General features: G+C 72.3%; 15 protein-coding genes. 5 read left to right on the forward strand and 10 right to left on the reverse strand.

Annotation, left to right across the window (positions count from 1 at the left end; all coding sequences use genetic code 11):
* Window positions 1-41 precede the first annotated feature (41 nt).
* Window positions 42-431 carry a hypothetical protein gene (locus tag ABZU69_RS08645; RefSeq protein WP_354963762.1) on the forward strand — a complete coding sequence of 130 codons (390 nt, stop codon included), beginning with the start codon at window positions 42-44 and terminating at the stop codon, window positions 429-431.
* 34 nt (window positions 432-465) lie between these two features.
* Here ABZU69_RS08645 and ABZU69_RS08650 read toward each other — a convergent pair whose 3' ends face one another.
* From ABZU69_RS08650 to sodN, 3 genes are read right to left on the reverse strand one after another with little or no spacing between them, the layout of a single operon-like run.
* Window positions 466-873 (reverse strand): ATP-binding protein, encoded by a 408-nt coding sequence (locus ABZU69_RS08650; RefSeq protein ID WP_354963763.1) that lies wholly within the window; start codon window positions 871-873, stop codon window positions 466-468.
* A 32-nt stretch (window positions 874-905) separates the two neighbouring features.
* Entirely contained in the window at window positions 906-1,481 is a 576-nt protein-coding gene (locus ABZU69_RS08655; protein WP_354963764.1) for a GNAT family N-acetyltransferase, read from the reverse strand.
* Window positions 1,478-1,882 carry a superoxide dismutase, Ni gene (gene sodN, locus ABZU69_RS08660; RefSeq protein ID WP_354963765.1) on the reverse strand — a complete coding sequence of 135 codons (405 nt, stop codon included), beginning with the start codon at window positions 1,880-1,882 and terminating at the stop codon, window positions 1,478-1,480. Before sodN ends, ABZU69_RS08655 begins: the two co-directional genes overlap by 4 nt.
* Window positions 1,883-1,951: 69 nt before the next feature.
* Here sodN and ABZU69_RS08665 point away from each other — a divergent pair, with 69 nt between their 5' ends.
* The 3 genes from ABZU69_RS08665 (at window position 1,952) to ABZU69_RS08675 (ending at window position 4,701) form a co-directional block, all read left to right on the forward strand.
* On the forward strand, window positions 1,952-2,317 hold the full coding sequence (locus ABZU69_RS08665; RefSeq protein ID WP_354963766.1) for a S26 family signal peptidase: 366 nt from the start codon (window positions 1,952-1,954) through the stop codon (window positions 2,315-2,317).
* A 143-nt stretch (window positions 2,318-2,460) separates the two neighbouring features.
* Complete coding sequence (locus ABZU69_RS08670) at window positions 2,461-3,639, forward strand: NADP-dependent malic enzyme (protein WP_354963767.1); 1,179 nt, start codon at window positions 2,461-2,463, stop codon at window positions 3,637-3,639.
* A gap of 99 nt (window positions 3,640-3,738) precedes the next feature.
* Window positions 3,739-4,701: a zinc-binding dehydrogenase gene (locus tag ABZU69_RS08675; protein WP_354963768.1), complete on the forward strand. Its 963-nt coding sequence runs from the start codon at window positions 3,739-3,741 to the stop codon at window positions 4,699-4,701.
* A gap of 50 nt (window positions 4,702-4,751) precedes the next feature.
* Here the strand turns inward: ABZU69_RS08675 and ABZU69_RS08680 are convergent, their stop codons facing one another.
* From ABZU69_RS08680 to ABZU69_RS08690, 3 genes are all read right to left on the reverse strand, one after another.
* Entirely contained in the window at window positions 4,752-5,717 is a 966-nt protein-coding gene (locus tag ABZU69_RS08680; protein WP_354963769.1) for a chlorophyllase, read from the reverse strand.
* A 75-nt stretch (window positions 5,718-5,792) separates the two neighbouring features.
* Window positions 5,793-5,972, reverse strand: a complete 180-nt coding sequence (locus ABZU69_RS08685; RefSeq protein WP_354963770.1) for a hypothetical protein — start codon at window positions 5,970-5,972, stop codon at window positions 5,793-5,795.
* A 29-nt stretch (window positions 5,973-6,001) separates the two neighbouring features.
* Entirely contained in the window at window positions 6,002-6,907 is a 906-nt protein-coding gene (locus tag ABZU69_RS08690; RefSeq protein WP_354963771.1) for an alpha/beta hydrolase, read from the reverse strand.
* A gap of 158 nt (window positions 6,908-7,065) precedes the next feature.
* Between ABZU69_RS08690 and ABZU69_RS08695 the strand changes: the two genes are divergently transcribed.
* Window positions 7,066-7,239, forward strand: a complete 174-nt coding sequence (locus tag ABZU69_RS08695) for a hypothetical protein (protein ID WP_354963772.1) — start codon at window positions 7,066-7,068, stop codon at window positions 7,237-7,239.
* Between the two features lie 65 nt (window positions 7,240-7,304).
* On the opposite strand, the gene ABZU69_RS08700 is transcribed toward ABZU69_RS08695, so the two are convergent.
* From ABZU69_RS08700 to ABZU69_RS08715, 4 genes are all read right to left on the reverse strand, one after another.
* Window positions 7,305-8,420: an acetate kinase gene (locus tag ABZU69_RS08700; protein WP_354963773.1), complete on the reverse strand. Its 1,116-nt coding sequence runs from the start codon at window positions 8,418-8,420 to the stop codon at window positions 7,305-7,307.
* Window positions 8,417-10,486, reverse strand: a complete 2,070-nt coding sequence (pta, locus tag ABZU69_RS08705; protein WP_354963774.1) for a phosphate acetyltransferase — start codon at window positions 10,484-10,486, stop codon at window positions 8,417-8,419. The genes ABZU69_RS08700 and pta overlap by 4 nt, the downstream gene beginning before the upstream one ends.
* An 81-nt stretch (window positions 10,487-10,567) precedes the next feature.
* On the reverse strand, window positions 10,568-10,753 hold the full coding sequence (locus tag ABZU69_RS08710; protein ID WP_088987811.1) for a DUF6104 family protein: 186 nt from the start codon (window positions 10,751-10,753) through the stop codon (window positions 10,568-10,570).
* Between the two features lie 106 nt (window positions 10,754-10,859).
* The gene (locus ABZU69_RS08715; RefSeq protein WP_354963775.1) at window positions 10,860-14,615 is read right to left on the reverse strand and encodes a multifunctional oxoglutarate decarboxylase/oxoglutarate dehydrogenase thiamine pyrophosphate-binding subunit/dihydrolipoyllysine-residue succinyltransferase subunit; all 3,756 of its coding nucleotides are present in this window, start codon (window positions 14,613-14,615) and stop codon (window positions 10,860-10,862) included.
* Window positions 14,616-14,646: the final 31 nt, after the last annotated feature.

The following is a 14,646-nucleotide window of genomic DNA, read 5'->3' on the forward strand; positions in this document are numbered from 1 at the left end:
GCGGCACTGTACCTTCCGGTAGCCCGGGTATCGTGGCGCGCGTGACCATCGACTCGGCCCCGATTCCCGTCACGCTCCGCTGGGCGGTGCGGCTGCTGTGGGCGGAGGCGGTCGCCGTCGGGCTGATCGCCGCCTGGCTGGTCTGGGCCGATCTCACTACCGCTACCCGCGATCTGCTGTCAGCCCTGCTGGTGACCGCGTTCGCCGTCGGGGCGGCGGTCGCGCTCTGGGCACTGGGCCGCGCGCTGCTGCGCCGTCAGGCCGGCGCGCGCGCCCCCGCGATCGTGCTTCAGCTGATGCTGCTGCCGATCGGGTGGTTCATGATCCAGGCCGGGCTGGGCTGGCTCGGCGTGCCGCTGATGGCACTGGGCCTGGGCGTCAGCTGGCTGTTGGTGAGCCCCCCGACGACCCGGGCGCTCGGTTTCGAGTGACCGCGCTCCGCGCCCGACGGGGTGAACGGGTGGGTCAGTAGCCGCCGGAGCGGCGGGTCAACAGCGAGATCGTCGCCCGGCCGTCGGCGGCCGTGGTGGACGCCGATGTGGTCAGCGCGGTGAGCACCTTCCAGGCGAAGGACGACTCGGCGGGCAGGGTGGCGCCGCGCACGGTCGGCACGGTGACCTCGACGGTCAGCGCGTCCTCGGTGACCGAGAACCGGCACTCCAGCTCGGCGTCGCGGGTGGCGATGGCGAGCAGCATGGCGCACGCCTCGTCGACCGCGATCCGCAGATCCTCGATCTCGTCGAGCGCGAACTGCAACCGGGCCGCGAGACCGGCGGTGGCGGTGCGGAGCACGCCGAGGTAGCCGCCGTCGGCGGGCACCGTGAGGTGCACCACGTCGTCGTCGGTCGCTGGCTGGCCGGTCAGTTGAGTCACGCCTCATCCCCCCGGTCGGGGACTCTACCCGGTCAGTCGCCCGGGCGCGTGCCAGCGGCGGTGGCCTGGCTGGCGAGGTCACGCAGTGCGTCGCCGCTGAGCCGGTAGGGGACCCACTCGCTCATCTGCTCCGCGCCGATGGAGGCGTAGAACCCGGCGGCCGGGTTCCAGTTGATCATCCACCACTCCAGCCGCCGGTAGCCGCGTCGTACGCAGATGTCGGCCAGGGTGGCGAGCAGCAGCCGGCCCGCGCCGGTGCCCCGGGCGGCCGGTCGGACGTAGAGGTCCTCCAGGTAGACGCCGTGCACGCCGGCCCAGGTGGAGAAGTTGAGGAACCACAGCGCGAAGCCGATCGGCTGGTCGTGCTCGTCGACCGCGACGTGGCCGAAGAGCGCCGGCGCGGTCGCACCACCACTCCAGCTCGGCGCGTCAGACGCCACGCCGCGACCTGGAGTAGTCGTGAACAGGGCCGCGGTCAACTGTTCGGTGGTGAGGTGGCACTGGTCCGGGGCGCGTTCGTACTCCGCCAACTCGTGAACCATGGCGACGACGGCCGGCACATCCTCGGGACGTGCCGGCCGGATCGTCGGGGTGACGGGTGCGGTCACGCCTTCTTGGTCTCCCAGAAGATCTTCGAGATCTCATCGATCTTCGCGAGCAGCTTGTCGGCGGTGGCCGGGTCGAGGCTGCCCTTGACGCCACCGGCGCCGGCGAGCTTGGTGGCCTCGTTGAACAGGGTGTGCAGGTTCGGGTACTTCTCGAAGTGCGGGGCCTTGAAGTAGTCGGTCCAGAGCACCCACAGGTGGTGCTTGACCAGCTCGGCCCGCTGCTCCTTGATGATGACCGCCCGGGTGCGGAACTCCGGGTCGGTGTTCGCCTGGTACTTCTCGCAGATCATTTTGACCGACTCGGCCTCGATCCGGGCCTGGGCCGGGTCGTAGACGCCGCACGGCAGGTCGCAGTGAGCGCTCGCGGTGACGCGGGGCGCAAGGATGCGTGGAAGTCGCATCGGGATCCTCCATGGGAAGTTTGCGATGATCAAAGGCGACATTACTCCTGGGAATGCTCCCCGAAGCGGATGGAGGTGAAACCAGTGCGGGCCGATCACCCGGCGGGGGCTCCCCGGCTACGCGGGCCGCTGACCGCAGTCCTGGTGACCGGTCCGTCCATGGCACCGACGCTGCGGCACGGCGACGCCGTGCTGGTCCGCCCGCACGGTCGTCCGATCCGCCCCGGTGACGTGGTGGTCGCGGTCTTCCGTACCCGTCCCGAGCTGCTGGTGGTGAAACGGGCGGTCCGGGCACAGGACGGCGGCTGGTGGCTGCGCGGGGACAACGACCTGGTCACCGACGACTCCCGCGCGTACGGGGTGGCCGACGTGCGGGGGCGGGTGGTGGCCCGCTACTGGCCGCGCCCCGGACGGGTCCCGCGTCGACCGTTATGACCCTGCTCACATCCGAGTGGCAGTGTCGACACTATGCTCGGAAAGTGCCCGGGTGACCCCCCGCACCGCGTGCCACCGCTCGCCGCCCACCTCGCGGCCGGGCCGGCCGCCCCGTCTGCTCGACAGATCCTGGAGTCACCGCCATGCCTTCGTCCACCGTGGACCCCGCTGATCCCGTCTTCCAGCTGCACCGGGGCGGCAAGATGGCCGTCACCTCGACGGTGCCGCTCACCAGCCGGGAGGACCTCTCCCTCGCGTACACCCCGGGGGTGGCCCGGGTGTGTGAGGCGATCGCCGCCGACCCCGACCTGGTCGACGACTACACCTGGGTGTCGCACGCCGTCGCGGTGGTCACCGACGGCTCGGCGGTGCTCGGGCTCGGCAACATCGGCCCGCGTGCCGCGCTGCCGGTGATGGAGGGCAAGGCGGTGCTGTTCAAGCAGTTCGCCGGGGTCGACGCGGTGCCAATCTGTCTGGACACCCAGGACGTGGACGAGATCGTCGCCGTGGTGCGGGCCCTGGCCCCCTCGTTCGGCGGGATCAACCTGGAGGACATCAGCGCGCCGCGCTGCTTCGAGGTGGAGCGCCGGCTCGACGAGGCGCTGGACATCCCGGTCTTCCACGACGACCAGCACGGCACCGCGATCGTGGTGCTCGCCGCGCTGCGCAACGCCGCCACCCTGCTCAACCGCAAGCTCGGTGACCTGCGGGTCGCGGTGAGCGGCGCCGGCGCGGCCGGTGTGGCTGTGACGAAGATGCTGGTTGCCGGGGGCGTCAACCCCGACCAGGTGGTGGTCTGCGACTCCAAGGGGATCATCGGCCGGCACCGTACCGAGCTGACCGGCACCAAGGCCGAGCTGGCCGCGAGCACCAACGCCGACGGTCGGCAGGGTGACATCACCGAGGCGCTGCGCGGCGCGGACGTGCTGATCGGCGTCTCCGGCGGGCAGATCCCGGAGGCCGCGGTCGCCGGCATGGCGCCCGGCGGGATCGTGTTCGCGCTGGCCAACCCGACCCCGGAGGTGCACCCCGAGGTGGCCGCCCGGCACGTCGCGGTGGTCGCCACCGGGCGCAGCGACTACCCCAACCAGATCAACAACGTGCTCGCCTTCCCCGGGGTGTTCCGGGGCGCGCTGGACGCGCGGGCCACCCGGATCACCGAGGGCATGAAGGTCGCCGCCGCGGACGCCATCGCCGGAGTGGTGGCCGAGTCGCTGACCGCCGAGGCGATCGTCCCGTCGCCGCTGGACCCCCGGGTCGCCCCGGCGGTGGCCGAGGCGGTCGCCGAGGCGGCCCGCCGCGACGGCGTCGCCCGCCGGTAAGGAAGGGCACCTTCTTAACGCCTGGTGCGTAGGAAGGGTCCCTTCCTAACGCCGGGTGTGTGGAAGGGCCCCTTCTTAACCGGCGCTCGGCTTGTTACCGTGCCGATCATGCGTGCTGCCTTCGCCTCCCGCTTCGACGACGCCGACCCGCTCGCCGCGCTCACTGTCGGTGAGCGGCCCGAGCCGACCCACCCGGCGGACGACTGGGTGACCGTGCAGCTGCGCGCCACCTCGCTCAACCACCACGACCTCTGGTCACTGCGGGGGGTGGGGCTCACCGAGGCCCAGCTGCCGATGATCCTCGGCTGCGACGCGGTCGGCGTGGACCCGGAGGGCAACCAGGTGGTCGTCTACCCGGTGGTGGTCACCCGGGGTGACCCGCGCGGGGTGTCCATCCTCTCCGAGTACTTTCCCGGCACCCTCGCCGAGCGGGTCGCCGTACCCCGGTCGAACCTGGTTCCGCTGCCCGACGGGATGGCGGCGACCGACGCGGCCTGCCTGCCCACGGCCTGGCTGACCGCGTGGCGGATGTTGACCACCAAGGGCCGCGTCGAGGACGCCGACAGCGTGCTGGTGCAGGGTGCGGGCGGCGGCGTGGCCACCGCGGCCGTCGCGCTCGCCGTCGCGATGGGCAAGCGGGTGTACGCGACCAGCCGCGACGCCATCAAGCGGGAGCGGATCACCGCGCTCGGCGCCACCGCCGTGGAACCGGGTGCCCGGCTGCCGGAACGGGTCGACGTGGTGATCGAGACGGTCGGCGCGGCCACCTTCGACCACTCGATGAAGTCGGCAGCGCCGATGGCCCGGATCGTGGTCTCCGGCGCCACCGCCGGTCACGAGCCGGCGGTCAACCTCCGCCGGGTCTTCGCCATGCAGCTGGAGATCCTGGGCACCTCGATGGGCACGCCCGGCGAGCTGTACGAGCTGCTGGCGTTCTGCGCGGACAGCGACGTGCGCCCGGTGGTGGACAGCGTCGTCCCGTTCAGCCGGGTCGAGGACGCCTTCGCCCGGCTGCACTCCGGTGACGCCTTCGGCAAGGTCGTCGTCGACCACACCGCCTGACGCGTCCGCGGCGTTGCTTTCATGATCCGCGCCTTCGCCCGGCCGGCTACCTACAGGTGGTCGTCGAAGGTGGCGATGTCGCCGCGCTTCGCGTCGGTGGAGATGCGCTTCTTGGCCGCCGGGTCGCCGTACAGCGTCCAGCGGAGGAACTCGACGGAGGTGTCCGAGACCACCCGCAGCGCCGCGCCGTCGCTGAGCAGCGCCCGCCCGTGGTCGCCCTTCGGCAGGCTCAGCATCGCCTTCGGCCAGGGCACCTTGTCGTACGCGGCCCGGCCCGCCGCGTAGTCGACCACCTCGTCCAGCTCGCCGTGCACGAACAGCTGGGGCGCGGCCGCGCCGGCGAACGCCGTACCCACGCCGAGCGCCGTGCCGGCGAACACCACGCCGGCGTCCAGCCGTTCGTCCCGGCTGGCGGTGAACAGGCCGATGGTGGTCACCCCGCCGGCCGAGTGCCCGGCCGCGGCCACCCGCTCGGCGTCCAGCCGGCCGCGAAGCGGGTCGCCCGCCTTGCCGTCGAGCGCCAGCACCTCGGTCAGCGTGTAGGACACGTCGGCCGGCTGGTTGAGCACGTCGAGGACGTTGCCGTCGCCGCCCCGGGAGGTGTGCGGGAAGGCCGGCGCGGCCACCACGAAACCCGCCGCCGCCCACCGGGTCAGCAGCGTGGCGTAGTCGTCCGGCCGCCCGCCCAGGCCGTGACTGAACATCACCACGGGAAACCGGCCGGCCGCTGCCGCCGCCGACCGCTTGACCGCCCCACCGGCCTCCCCGGCCGCCGGGTACCAGAGCGTCACCGGCAGCGCCCGGCCGTCCCGGTTCAGCTTGAGCTGGCGTACGCCGACGGCGAAGGCTCGCTGTGGCGCGGTCCCGGCGGGTACCCGCGGCGTCGCCGAGGCGACGGAGGAGGGCTCGACCGGTGCCGGCGCGCTCTCGGCCTGCCGGGCATCCGCGGAGCAGCCGACCAGGCCGGCCGTGAGCAGAGCGCTGGCCAGCAGCGCGGGGGTGACGCGACGGGACATGAACTCAATTGTGCCCTGCCCGGCTGACCCGCTCGGTCGCGTTCGGCGTGGCGTGGCCAGCCGCTCACCCAGCGCTCAGTCTTCTCCGGCCGGCGGGACGGCGGCGCGCAGCCGGGCCAGGTCGTCGGCGTCCTTTGGTCGGCGCGGGCGCTCCGGCATCCAGATCGGGTACATCTGCTTGAACTCGATCTGGGCTGCCACCGAGATCGTCGGCACGGTGAACGCGCCGATCCGGCCCGGTGGCGCGTCCAGCATCCCGGCCGGCAGCGGGGCGGCCGGGGTCGTCAGCGGGCCGGGCGGGACTCGTAGCGGGTCAGGGTGGGGGTGCGGGCGTCGGCGGGGAGGCGGGCGCCGGCCGCGCTGTCGTCGTAGAGGGTCCAGCGGAGAAAGTCGGTGGTGGTGGCGAGGACGGGGGCGAACCCCGGACTGTCCGGGGTGAGGTACGCGCCGTGGTCCTGGCCGAGCAGGCTGAGAAAGGCGGCCGGGCCGGGGGTACGCCCGTACGCGGCCCGGCCGACCGCGACCGGCACCACCGGGTCGGCCGTGCCGTGCACGAAGAGCAGGGGCGCGGCCGGCCCGGCGAAACTGCCGGGCAGTCCGCCCCCGGCGATCACGATCCCGGCGCGCAGCCGGGCCTGGTGCCCCTCGGCGAACATGCCGGCCGTGGTGAAGCCGCCGGCCGAGTGGCCGGCGGCGGCGATCGATGCCAGGGCCAGGTGACCGGCGAGCGGATCATCCGGGTCGGTGTCGAGACGGCTCAGGTGCCGGATGAGCCGCCAGCAGTCGGCCGGCTGGTTGCGGACGTCGGCCCGGGTGAACCGGGCGGCACCGCGCCGGGTGTGCGGGAACGCGGGAGCGGCCACCACGAAGCCGGCCGCCGCCCAGCGCGTGGTCAGCCCTGCGTGCAGCCCGGGCCGGCTGTCCAGGCCGTGGCTGTAGATGACCACCGGGAACCGCCCGGCGGCCACCCCGTCGGGTGACGCCGGGTACCAGATGGTCACCGGCAGGGGGCGCGCCGAGCGGGGATCGAGGGTGAGCGTACGCACGCCGACGACGTACGACCCCTCGGGCGCCCGGCGCGCCGACGGCACGACCGGGGCGGCGGTGGACCCGTCCGCCACGGCGGTGGCCGGCGCGCAACCGGCCAGCAGCGCTGTCACCAGTACGGCGATCAGCCGCCCCGCCCCCATCGTTCCACGGTAGGTGCCCGGGTGTGGGTAGCGACCCCGCCGTCCGGTCCGGCCGCACCCGCCGGCCGGGTCGGGTCAGCTCCGCCGGCCGGGTCGACAGCACCGGGTGCCGTGGGCGGGGGCGGTGCGCCGCGACCGGCTTCGCTAGGGTCACCGGCATGCCTGAGAACTACACCGACCCCAGCGGCAACACCGAGGCGTTCCGCGCGTTCACCCAGACGCCGGAGGCCACCGCGCCGGCGGAGTCCCCGTCCCGCCTGCCGCTGATCATCGGTGCGGCGGTGGTCGTCGTGCTGCTGGTTGCCCTCGTCGCCTGGCTGGCGCTGCGCTGAGCCTGCCGGCCCGGCCGGGTTTGACCGGCGGCGAGATGCCCGCGTGCTGAGCCCACAGAATGGCGTCAGCCGGCCTCGACCACGGCCCGGGCCTGCCGGGCGATCTCCCGTTCCTCGTCGGTGCGAATGACGCAGACGGTCACCTCGGTGCCCTCGGGCGAGATCACCCGGTCACCGTTCCCGGCGTTGCGGGTCGGGTCCACGACGATGCCGAGCCGGTCCAGCCCGGCCAGCGCGGCGGCCCGCACCGGCGCCGCGTGCTCGCCCACCCCGGCGGTGAAGGTGATCGCGTCGACCCGACCGAGCAGCGCGTAGTACGCGCCCACATAGCCGGTGATCCGCCGGCAGTACACGTCGAAGGCCAGCTCCGCCGCCTGGTCTCCGGCCGCCCTGCGCTGGAGCACCTCGCGCATGTCGTTGACGCCGGTCAGCCCGAGCAGGCCGCTGTGGTGGTTGAGCAGGTCGTCGATCTCGTCCACCGACAGCCCAGCCTCCCGGCGCAGGTGGAAGATCACGGCCGGGTCCAGGTCGCCGCTGCGGGTGCCCATCACCAGCCCCTGAAGCGGGGACATGCCCATCGAGGTGGCGACGCTGCGGCCGTCCGCCACCGCGCAGGCGCTGGCACCGTTGCCGAGGTGCAGGGTGATCGTGTTGAGCTGCCCGTACGGGCGCCCCAGCAGTTCCGCGGTGCGCCGGGAGACGTACGCGTGTGAGGTGCCGTGGAAGCCGTACCGGCGGATGGCGTACCGCTCGGCGGTGTCCCGGTCGATCGCGTAGGTGGCCGCGGCCTCCGGCAGGGTGTGGTGGAACGCGGTGTCGAAGACGGCGACCTGCGGAACGTCCGGCAGCGTCTCGCGGGCCATCTCGATGCCGGCCAGGTTGGCCGGGTTGTGCAGCGGGGCGAGCGGTACCAGGTCCCGGATCGCGGCCAGCACCGCGTCGTCGACCAGGACCGGCGCGCTGAACGTCCGGCCGCCGTGCACCACCCGGTGCCCGACCGCCGCCAGTCCGCTCAGGTCCTGCCCGGCCAGGATCTGCCGGACGGCGCTGGTGTGGTCCGCCGGGCCGCCACCGGGTTCACCGACCCGCTCGACGGTGCCCTGGTCGAGCACCCGGTCACCGTCGTAGCGGCGCCACTTGACCGATGACGACCCGCAGTTGAGCACCAGCACCCGACTCACGAGGCCTCCTCGGTGGCCGCCTGGATGGCGGTGATCGCCACCGTGTTGACGATGTCCGGCACGGTCGCGCCCCGGGACAGGTCGTTCACCGGCCGGCGCAGGCCCTGCATCACCGGGCCGACGGCGACCGCCCCGGCGGAGCGCTGCACCGCCTTGTACGTGTTGTTGCCCGTGTTCAGGTCCGGGAAGATGAAGACCGTGGCCCGGCCGGCGACCGCGCTGCCCGGCAGCTTGGTCGCCGCCACCGCCGGGTCGATCGCCGCGTCGTACTGGATCGGCCCCTCGACCAGCAGGTCGGGCCGGCGCTTCCGGACCAGCGCCGTGGCCGTTGCGACCTTCTCCACGTCCGCGCCGGCCCCCGAGCTGCCGGTGGAGTACGACAGCATCGCCACCCGGGGCTCGATGCCGAACCGGGCGGCGGTGTCCGCGGACGAGATCGCGATGTCGGCGAGCTGGGCGGCGTCCGGGTCGCGGTTGACCGCGCAGTCGCCGTAGACCAGCACCCGGTCGGCGAGCAGCATGAAGAAGACGCTGGAGGCCACCGAGACCTCCGGCACGGTACGGATGATCTCGAACGCCGGCCGGATGGTGGCGGCGGTGGTGTGCGTCGCGCCGGAGACCATGCCGTCGGCCCGTCCGGTGGCCACCATCAGGGTGCCGAAGTAGTTCGGCTGGGCGACGATGTCGTGCGCCAACTCGGCGGTGACCCCCCGGTGGGCGCGGAGCTGGGCGTACTCGACCGCGAAATCGTCCCGCCACCCGCTGGTCACCGGGTCGACCACGTGCGCGTCGCCGAGGTCGACGCCCAGCTCACGCGTACGCCGGGAGATGTCGTCCGGCCGGCCGAGCAGGGTCAGCTCGACCACCCCGCGGCGGAGCAGGATCTCCGCCGCGCGCAGGATCCGCTCGTCGGCGGCCTCCGGCAGCACGAGGTGCCGGCGCTGTGACCGGGCCCGGTCGATCAGCTCGTTCTCGAACATCAGGGGGGTGACCCGGGTCGACCGGCTGACGCGCAGCCGGCGGGCCAGGTCGTCGGTGTCCACGCAGCGCTCGAACGCGCCGAGCGCGGCCTCCACCTTGCGCGGGTTCGCCGCGCTGGGTCGGCCCTCGATCCGGCTGGACGCGGCCACCGTGTGGTAGCTGTCGCTGCGCACGGAGAGTACCGCCAAGCCGGTGTTCAGCCCCTCCACCAACCGCATCGCCCGCGGGTCGGGCTGCTCGCCGAGGGTCAGCACCAGCCCGGCCACCGACACCTGCCCGGCCACGTGCGCGGCGCTGGCGGCGACGAGCAGGTCGGCGCGGTCCCCGGGGGTGATCACCAGGGCGCCCTCGGTGAGGTGGTCCAGCAGCGTGGGCACGTGTGCGGCACCGACCACGAAGTCCAGCACGTCCCGCCCGAGCGCGGCGTCGTCCCCGGCGAGCAGGGTGGCGTCGAGCGCCGCGGCCACCTCGGCCACCGTCGGCGCCGACACGCTCGGCACCTCCGGGATGGCGTACGCCGGCACCGGCAGCTCGGGCAGGGTCATCGGCCCGGGCACCCGGTTGGCGATCACCGCGAGCACGGTCGCGCCCAGGTCGGCCAGATCGTGGTACGCCCCCCGCACGGCTGCCGCGATGGCCGCCGGCTCCTGCCCGAAGCCGTCCACCACCGGCACCACCACACTGCCGAACTCGGTGGCCAGCCGGGCGTTGAAGGCCAGTTCCCGGGGACGGGCCGGGTCGCCCGGGTCGTCGAAGTCGCTGCCCACCACAACCACCGCCGGGCACTGCCGCTCCACGGCCCGGTAGCGCTCGACGACGGCGGAGATCAGCTCCTCCCGCCGGCCGTCGGCGACCAGTGCGGTGGCCTCGGCGTAGCTCATCCCACTTAGTTCGGTCAGCGGTTGCTCGATCCGGTAGCGCTCGCTGAGCAGGGCGAGGATCGGGTCCGGGCCGGAGCCGGCGACCAGCGGCCGGAACGCGCCGATCCGCCCGACCTGGCGGGACAGCAACTCGGCCAGCCCGAGGGCGACGGTCGACTTACCTCCGCCCGATCCCACACTCGTCAGATACACGCTCCGGGCCACGCCCCAACCCTAGAAGATCGCAAGACCTCCCGCCCGGGTCCTCCGGCCCCTCCAAGCTCGATCACCGGCAGCCGCCGGGGTCTAGGCGTCGTCGTCGTCGGGGTCGTCCAGTCGGGCCAGGTAGGTGGCCAGGCGCTCGATGGGGGTCTCGAAGTCGGGGTTGAGGTCCACGAAGTCGCGCAGGCGTTCGCCGAGCCACTCCAGGGTGACCTGCTCGTCGCCCCGGCGCTCGACCAGCTCCTCAATGCCGCGGTCGGTGAAGTACATGGGTACGTCCTCTTGCTCGTCCCGGCTCGGCCGGGCGGGTGGACCGACGGAGCCGGGGCAGGGCCGTTGTGAACGGTCCTGCCCCGGCTCGCGCGGTGCGGTCAGATCACGGGCGGGGGAGGGCTGCCTCGATCAGGGCGTTCTGCTCGACCTCGTGGGTCTTGGCGGAGCCGACTGCCGGGGCGGCTGCGGCCGGGCGGGAGATCCGCCGCAGCCGGACGTCCGTGAGGTGCTCCAGCAGGTTGAGCGCGACGAACGACCAGGCCCCCTGGTTGGCCGGCTCCTCCTGCACCCAGGCGAAGTCCTCCGCGTTCGGGTACTGCGCCAGGGCGGCCCGGATCTCCTCCACCGGCAGTGGGTACAGCTGCTCGATCCGGAGGATCGCGGTGTCGGTGACCTCGCGCTGCTGCCGGGCCTGGAACAGGTCGTAGTAGATCTTGCCGGAGCAGAGCAGCACCCGCTTCACCGCCTCCGGTGCCGGGGCGGCCGTGTCGCGCAGCACCGGCTGGAAGGTGCCGGTGGTGAAGTCCTCCACCGACGAGACGCAGAGCTTGTGCCGCAGCAGCGACTTCGGCGTGAAGACCACCAGCGGCTTGCGCTTCGGCGACAGAGCCTGACGGCGCAGCAGGTGGAAGTAGTTCGCCGGGGTGGTCGGGATGGAGACCCGCATGTTGTCCTCGGCGCACATCTGCAGGAACCGCTCGGGGCGGCCGGAGGTGTGGTCCGGCCCCTGACCCTCGTGGCCGTGCGGCAGCAGCAGGGTGACCGCGGAGCGCTGACCCCACTTCACCTCACCGGAGGAGATGAACTCGTCGATCACCGACTGGGCACCGTTGACGAAGTCGCCGAACTGGGCCTCCCAGGCGACCAGCGCGTTGATGTTCTCCACCGAGTAGCCGTACTCGAAGCCCATCGCGGCGTACTCGCTGAGCAGCGAGTCGTGCACGAAGAACCGGGAGCGCTCGCCGTCACCGGTGAGCGACTTCAGCGGCAGGTAGTCGTCGCCGGTGCGGGCGTCCACCACCGAGGCGTGCCGCTGGACGAAGGTGCCGCGGCGTGAATCCTGACCGGCGAGCCGGACGGTGATCCCGTCGTGCAGCAGCGCCCCGAGCGCGATGATCTCGCCGAAGCCCCAGTCGATGTTGCCCTCCACGGACATCTTCGCCCGCCGGTCGAGCAACTGCTGGATCCGCTTGTGCGGGGTGAAGCCCTCCGGCAGGTTGATGTGCGCCTCGCCGATCGCCTTCACCACGGCGGCGTCGGTGGCGGTGTCGACCTGCGGCTCCGGCTCCTCCTCACGGCGCGGCCGGTTGAGCTGGCGCGGCGCCGAGGCGGCGTCCCGGGTGGCCTTGAAGACCCGCTCCAGTTGCGCCTGGTAGTCGCGCAGCAGCTCCTCCGCGTCCTCCACGGTGATGTCGCCGCGACCGATCAGCTCCTCGGTGTAGAGCTTGCGGACCGAGCGCTTCGAATCAATGATCTTGTACATCTGCGGGTTGGACATCGACGGGTCGTCGCCCTCGTTGTGCCCGCGCCGGCGGTAGCAGACCATGTCGATCACGACGTCCTTGTTGAACGCCTGCCGGTACTCGAAGGCCAGCCGGGCCACCCGGACCACGGCCTCCGGGTCGTCGCCGTTGACGTGGAAGATCGGCGCCTGGATCATCCGGGCCACGTCGGTGCTGTAGAGGCTGGACCGGCTGTACTCCGGGGCGGTGGTGAAACCGACCTGGTTGTTGACCACCACGTGCACGGTGCCGCCGGTGCGGTAGCCGCGCAGCTGCGAGAGGTTGAGGGTCTCGGCGACCACACCCTGCCCGGCGAACGCGGCGTCACCGTGCACCGCCAGCGGCAGCACGGTGTAGCCCTCCAGCTTGAGGTCGATCCGGTCCTGCTTGGCCCGGACGATGCCCTCCAGCACCGGGTCGACGGCCTCCAGGTGCGACGGGTTGGCCACCACCGACACCTTGACCGCGTGCTCGCCGTCGGGGGTGGTGAACTTGCCGTTCTGGCCCAGGTGGTACTTCACGTCGCCGGAGCCCTGCGTCGAGCGCGGGTCCAGGTGTCCCTCGAACTCGGAGAAGATCTTCTCGTACGGCTTGCCGACGATGTTGGCCAGCACGTTGAGCCGACCCCGGTGGGCCATGCCGATGACGACCTCGTCCAGCCCGCTCTCGGCGGAGGACTCCAGCACCTCGCCGAGCAGCGGGATCAGCGACTCGCCGCCCTCCAGCGAGAAGCGCTTCTGGCCGACGTACTTGGTCTGCAGGAAGGTCTCGAACGCCTCGGCGGCGTTGAGCCGGTTGAGCACGTGCTTCTGCTCGTCCGGGGAGGGCTTCTCGTACTTGCGCTCGATCCGCTCCTGGATCCAGCGCCGCTCCTCCGGGTCCTGGATGTGCATGTACTCGATGCCGACCCGGCGGCAGTACGAGTCGCGCAGCACGCCGAGGATCTCGCGCAGCTTCATCCGCTGCCGACCGGCGAAACCGTTCACCGGGAACTCGCGGTCGAGGTCCCACAGGGTCAGCCCGTGTTGGAGTACGTCGAGATCCGGGTGCTTGCGGATCTTGAACTCGAGCGGGTCGGTGTCGGCCATCAGGTGCCCGCGCACCCGGTAGGCGTGGATCAGCTCGTGCACCCGCGCGGTCTTGTTGATCTGGCCCTCGGAGTTGACCGCGACGTCGCGTACCCAGCGGACCGGCTCGTACGGGATCCGCAGCGAGGTGAAGATCTCGTCGTAGAAACCGTGCTCGCCCAGGATCAGCTCGTGCATCACCTTGAGGAACTCGCCGGACTGCGCGCCCTGGATGATCCGGTGGTCGTACGTGCTGGTCAGCGTGATGATCTTGCTGACCGCCAGCTCGGCCAGGGTGGCCTCGGACATGCCCTGGTAGGGGGCCGGGTACTCCATCGCGCCGACGCCGATGATCGCGCTCTGCCCCTGCATCAGCCGCGGCATCGAGTGCACGGTGCCGATACCGCCGGGGTTGGTCAGCGAGATCGTGGTGCCGGAGTAGTCCTCCATGGTCAGCTCATTGCGCCGCGCCCGCCGGACCACGTCCTCGTACGCCTGCCAGAACTGCCGGAAGTCCATCTGCTCGCAGCCCTTGATGGAGGGGACCACCAGGTTGCGGGTGCCGTCCGGCTTGGCCAGGTCGATGGCGATGCCGAGGTTGACGTGTGCCGGGCGGACCACCGCCGGCTTGCCGTTGGCCTCGGCGAAGGAGTTGTTCATCTCCGGGTGCTGGACCAGCGTCCGGACCATCGCGTAGCCGACCAGGTGGGTGAAGCTGACCTTGCCACCGCGCCCGCGGGCGAGGTGGTTGTTGATCACGATGCGGTTGTCCACCAGCAGCTTGGCCGGGACGGCGCGCACGCTGGTCGCGGTGGGCACGCTCAGCGAGGCGTCCATGTTCTGGACGATCTTCGCGGCGACCCCGCGCAGCGGCGTGGTCTGGGGGCCGTCGGCGCTCGGCGCGGCGGCCTTCTCGGCCGGCTTGGCCGGGGCGGCCTTCGCCGGGGCGGCGGCCTTCGCCGGAGCGGGTGCGGCCTTGGCCGGTGCCGGCTGCGCGGCGGCCGGCTTGCTGGCGGCCGCCGGCTTCGCCGCGGCGCTGGGCTGGCTGACCGAGGCGGCCGCCTCGGGCTGGCCGTCCGGCTCCGGCGCCGCGGCCGGCGTGCCCGTCGACTCACCGCCGCGCGGGGTGGCGGCACCCGGCGCGGGTCGGTAGTCGGCGAAGAAGTCGTGCCAGGCCGAATCGACGCTCGTTGGGTCGGCGAGGTAGCGCTGGTACATGTCCTCGACGATCCACTCGTTCGGGCCGAAACCCGCCAGTGGGTTATCCTGCGAAGTCTGCTGGGTCGACACGGCCGGTAATCGCCTCTTTCACGCGGGTTTA

The sequence above is a fragment of the Micromonospora sp. NPDC005206 genome, assembly GCF_040608175.1.
Classification (GTDB): Bacteria; Actinomycetota; Actinomycetes; order Mycobacteriales; family Micromonosporaceae; genus Micromonospora.

What these genes read in the sequence shown, in the direction of transcription:
- ABZU69_RS08665 (WP_354963766.1), top strand. Translation starts at nt 1,952, where the DNA reads ATGGAGGTGAAACCAGTGCGGGCCGATCACCCGGCGGGGGCTCCCCGG.
- sodN (WP_354963765.1), bottom strand. Translation starts at nt 1,882, where the DNA reads ATGCGACTTCCACGCATCCTTGCGCCCCGCGTCACCGCGAGCGCTCAC.
- ABZU69_RS08680 (WP_354963769.1), bottom strand. Translation starts at nt 5,717, where the DNA reads ATGTCCCGTCGCGTCACCCCCGCGCTGCTGGCCAGCGCTCTGCTCACG.
- ABZU69_RS08690 (WP_354963771.1), bottom strand. Translation starts at nt 6,907, where the DNA reads ATGGGGGCGGGGCGGCTGATCGCCGTACTGGTGACAGCGCTGCTGGCC.
- ABZU69_RS08685 (WP_354963770.1), bottom strand. Translation starts at nt 5,972, where the DNA reads ATGCTGGACGCGCCACCGGGCCGGATCGGCGCGTTCACCGTGCCGACG.
- ABZU69_RS08710 (WP_088987811.1), bottom strand. Translation starts at nt 10,753, where the DNA reads ATGTACTTCACCGACCGCGGCATTGAGGAGCTGGTCGAGCGCCGGGGC.
- ABZU69_RS08695 (WP_354963772.1), top strand. Translation starts at nt 7,066, where the DNA reads ATGCCTGAGAACTACACCGACCCCAGCGGCAACACCGAGGCGTTCCGC.
- ABZU69_RS08670 (WP_354963767.1), top strand. Translation starts at nt 2,461, where the DNA reads ATGCCTTCGTCCACCGTGGACCCCGCTGATCCCGTCTTCCAGCTGCAC.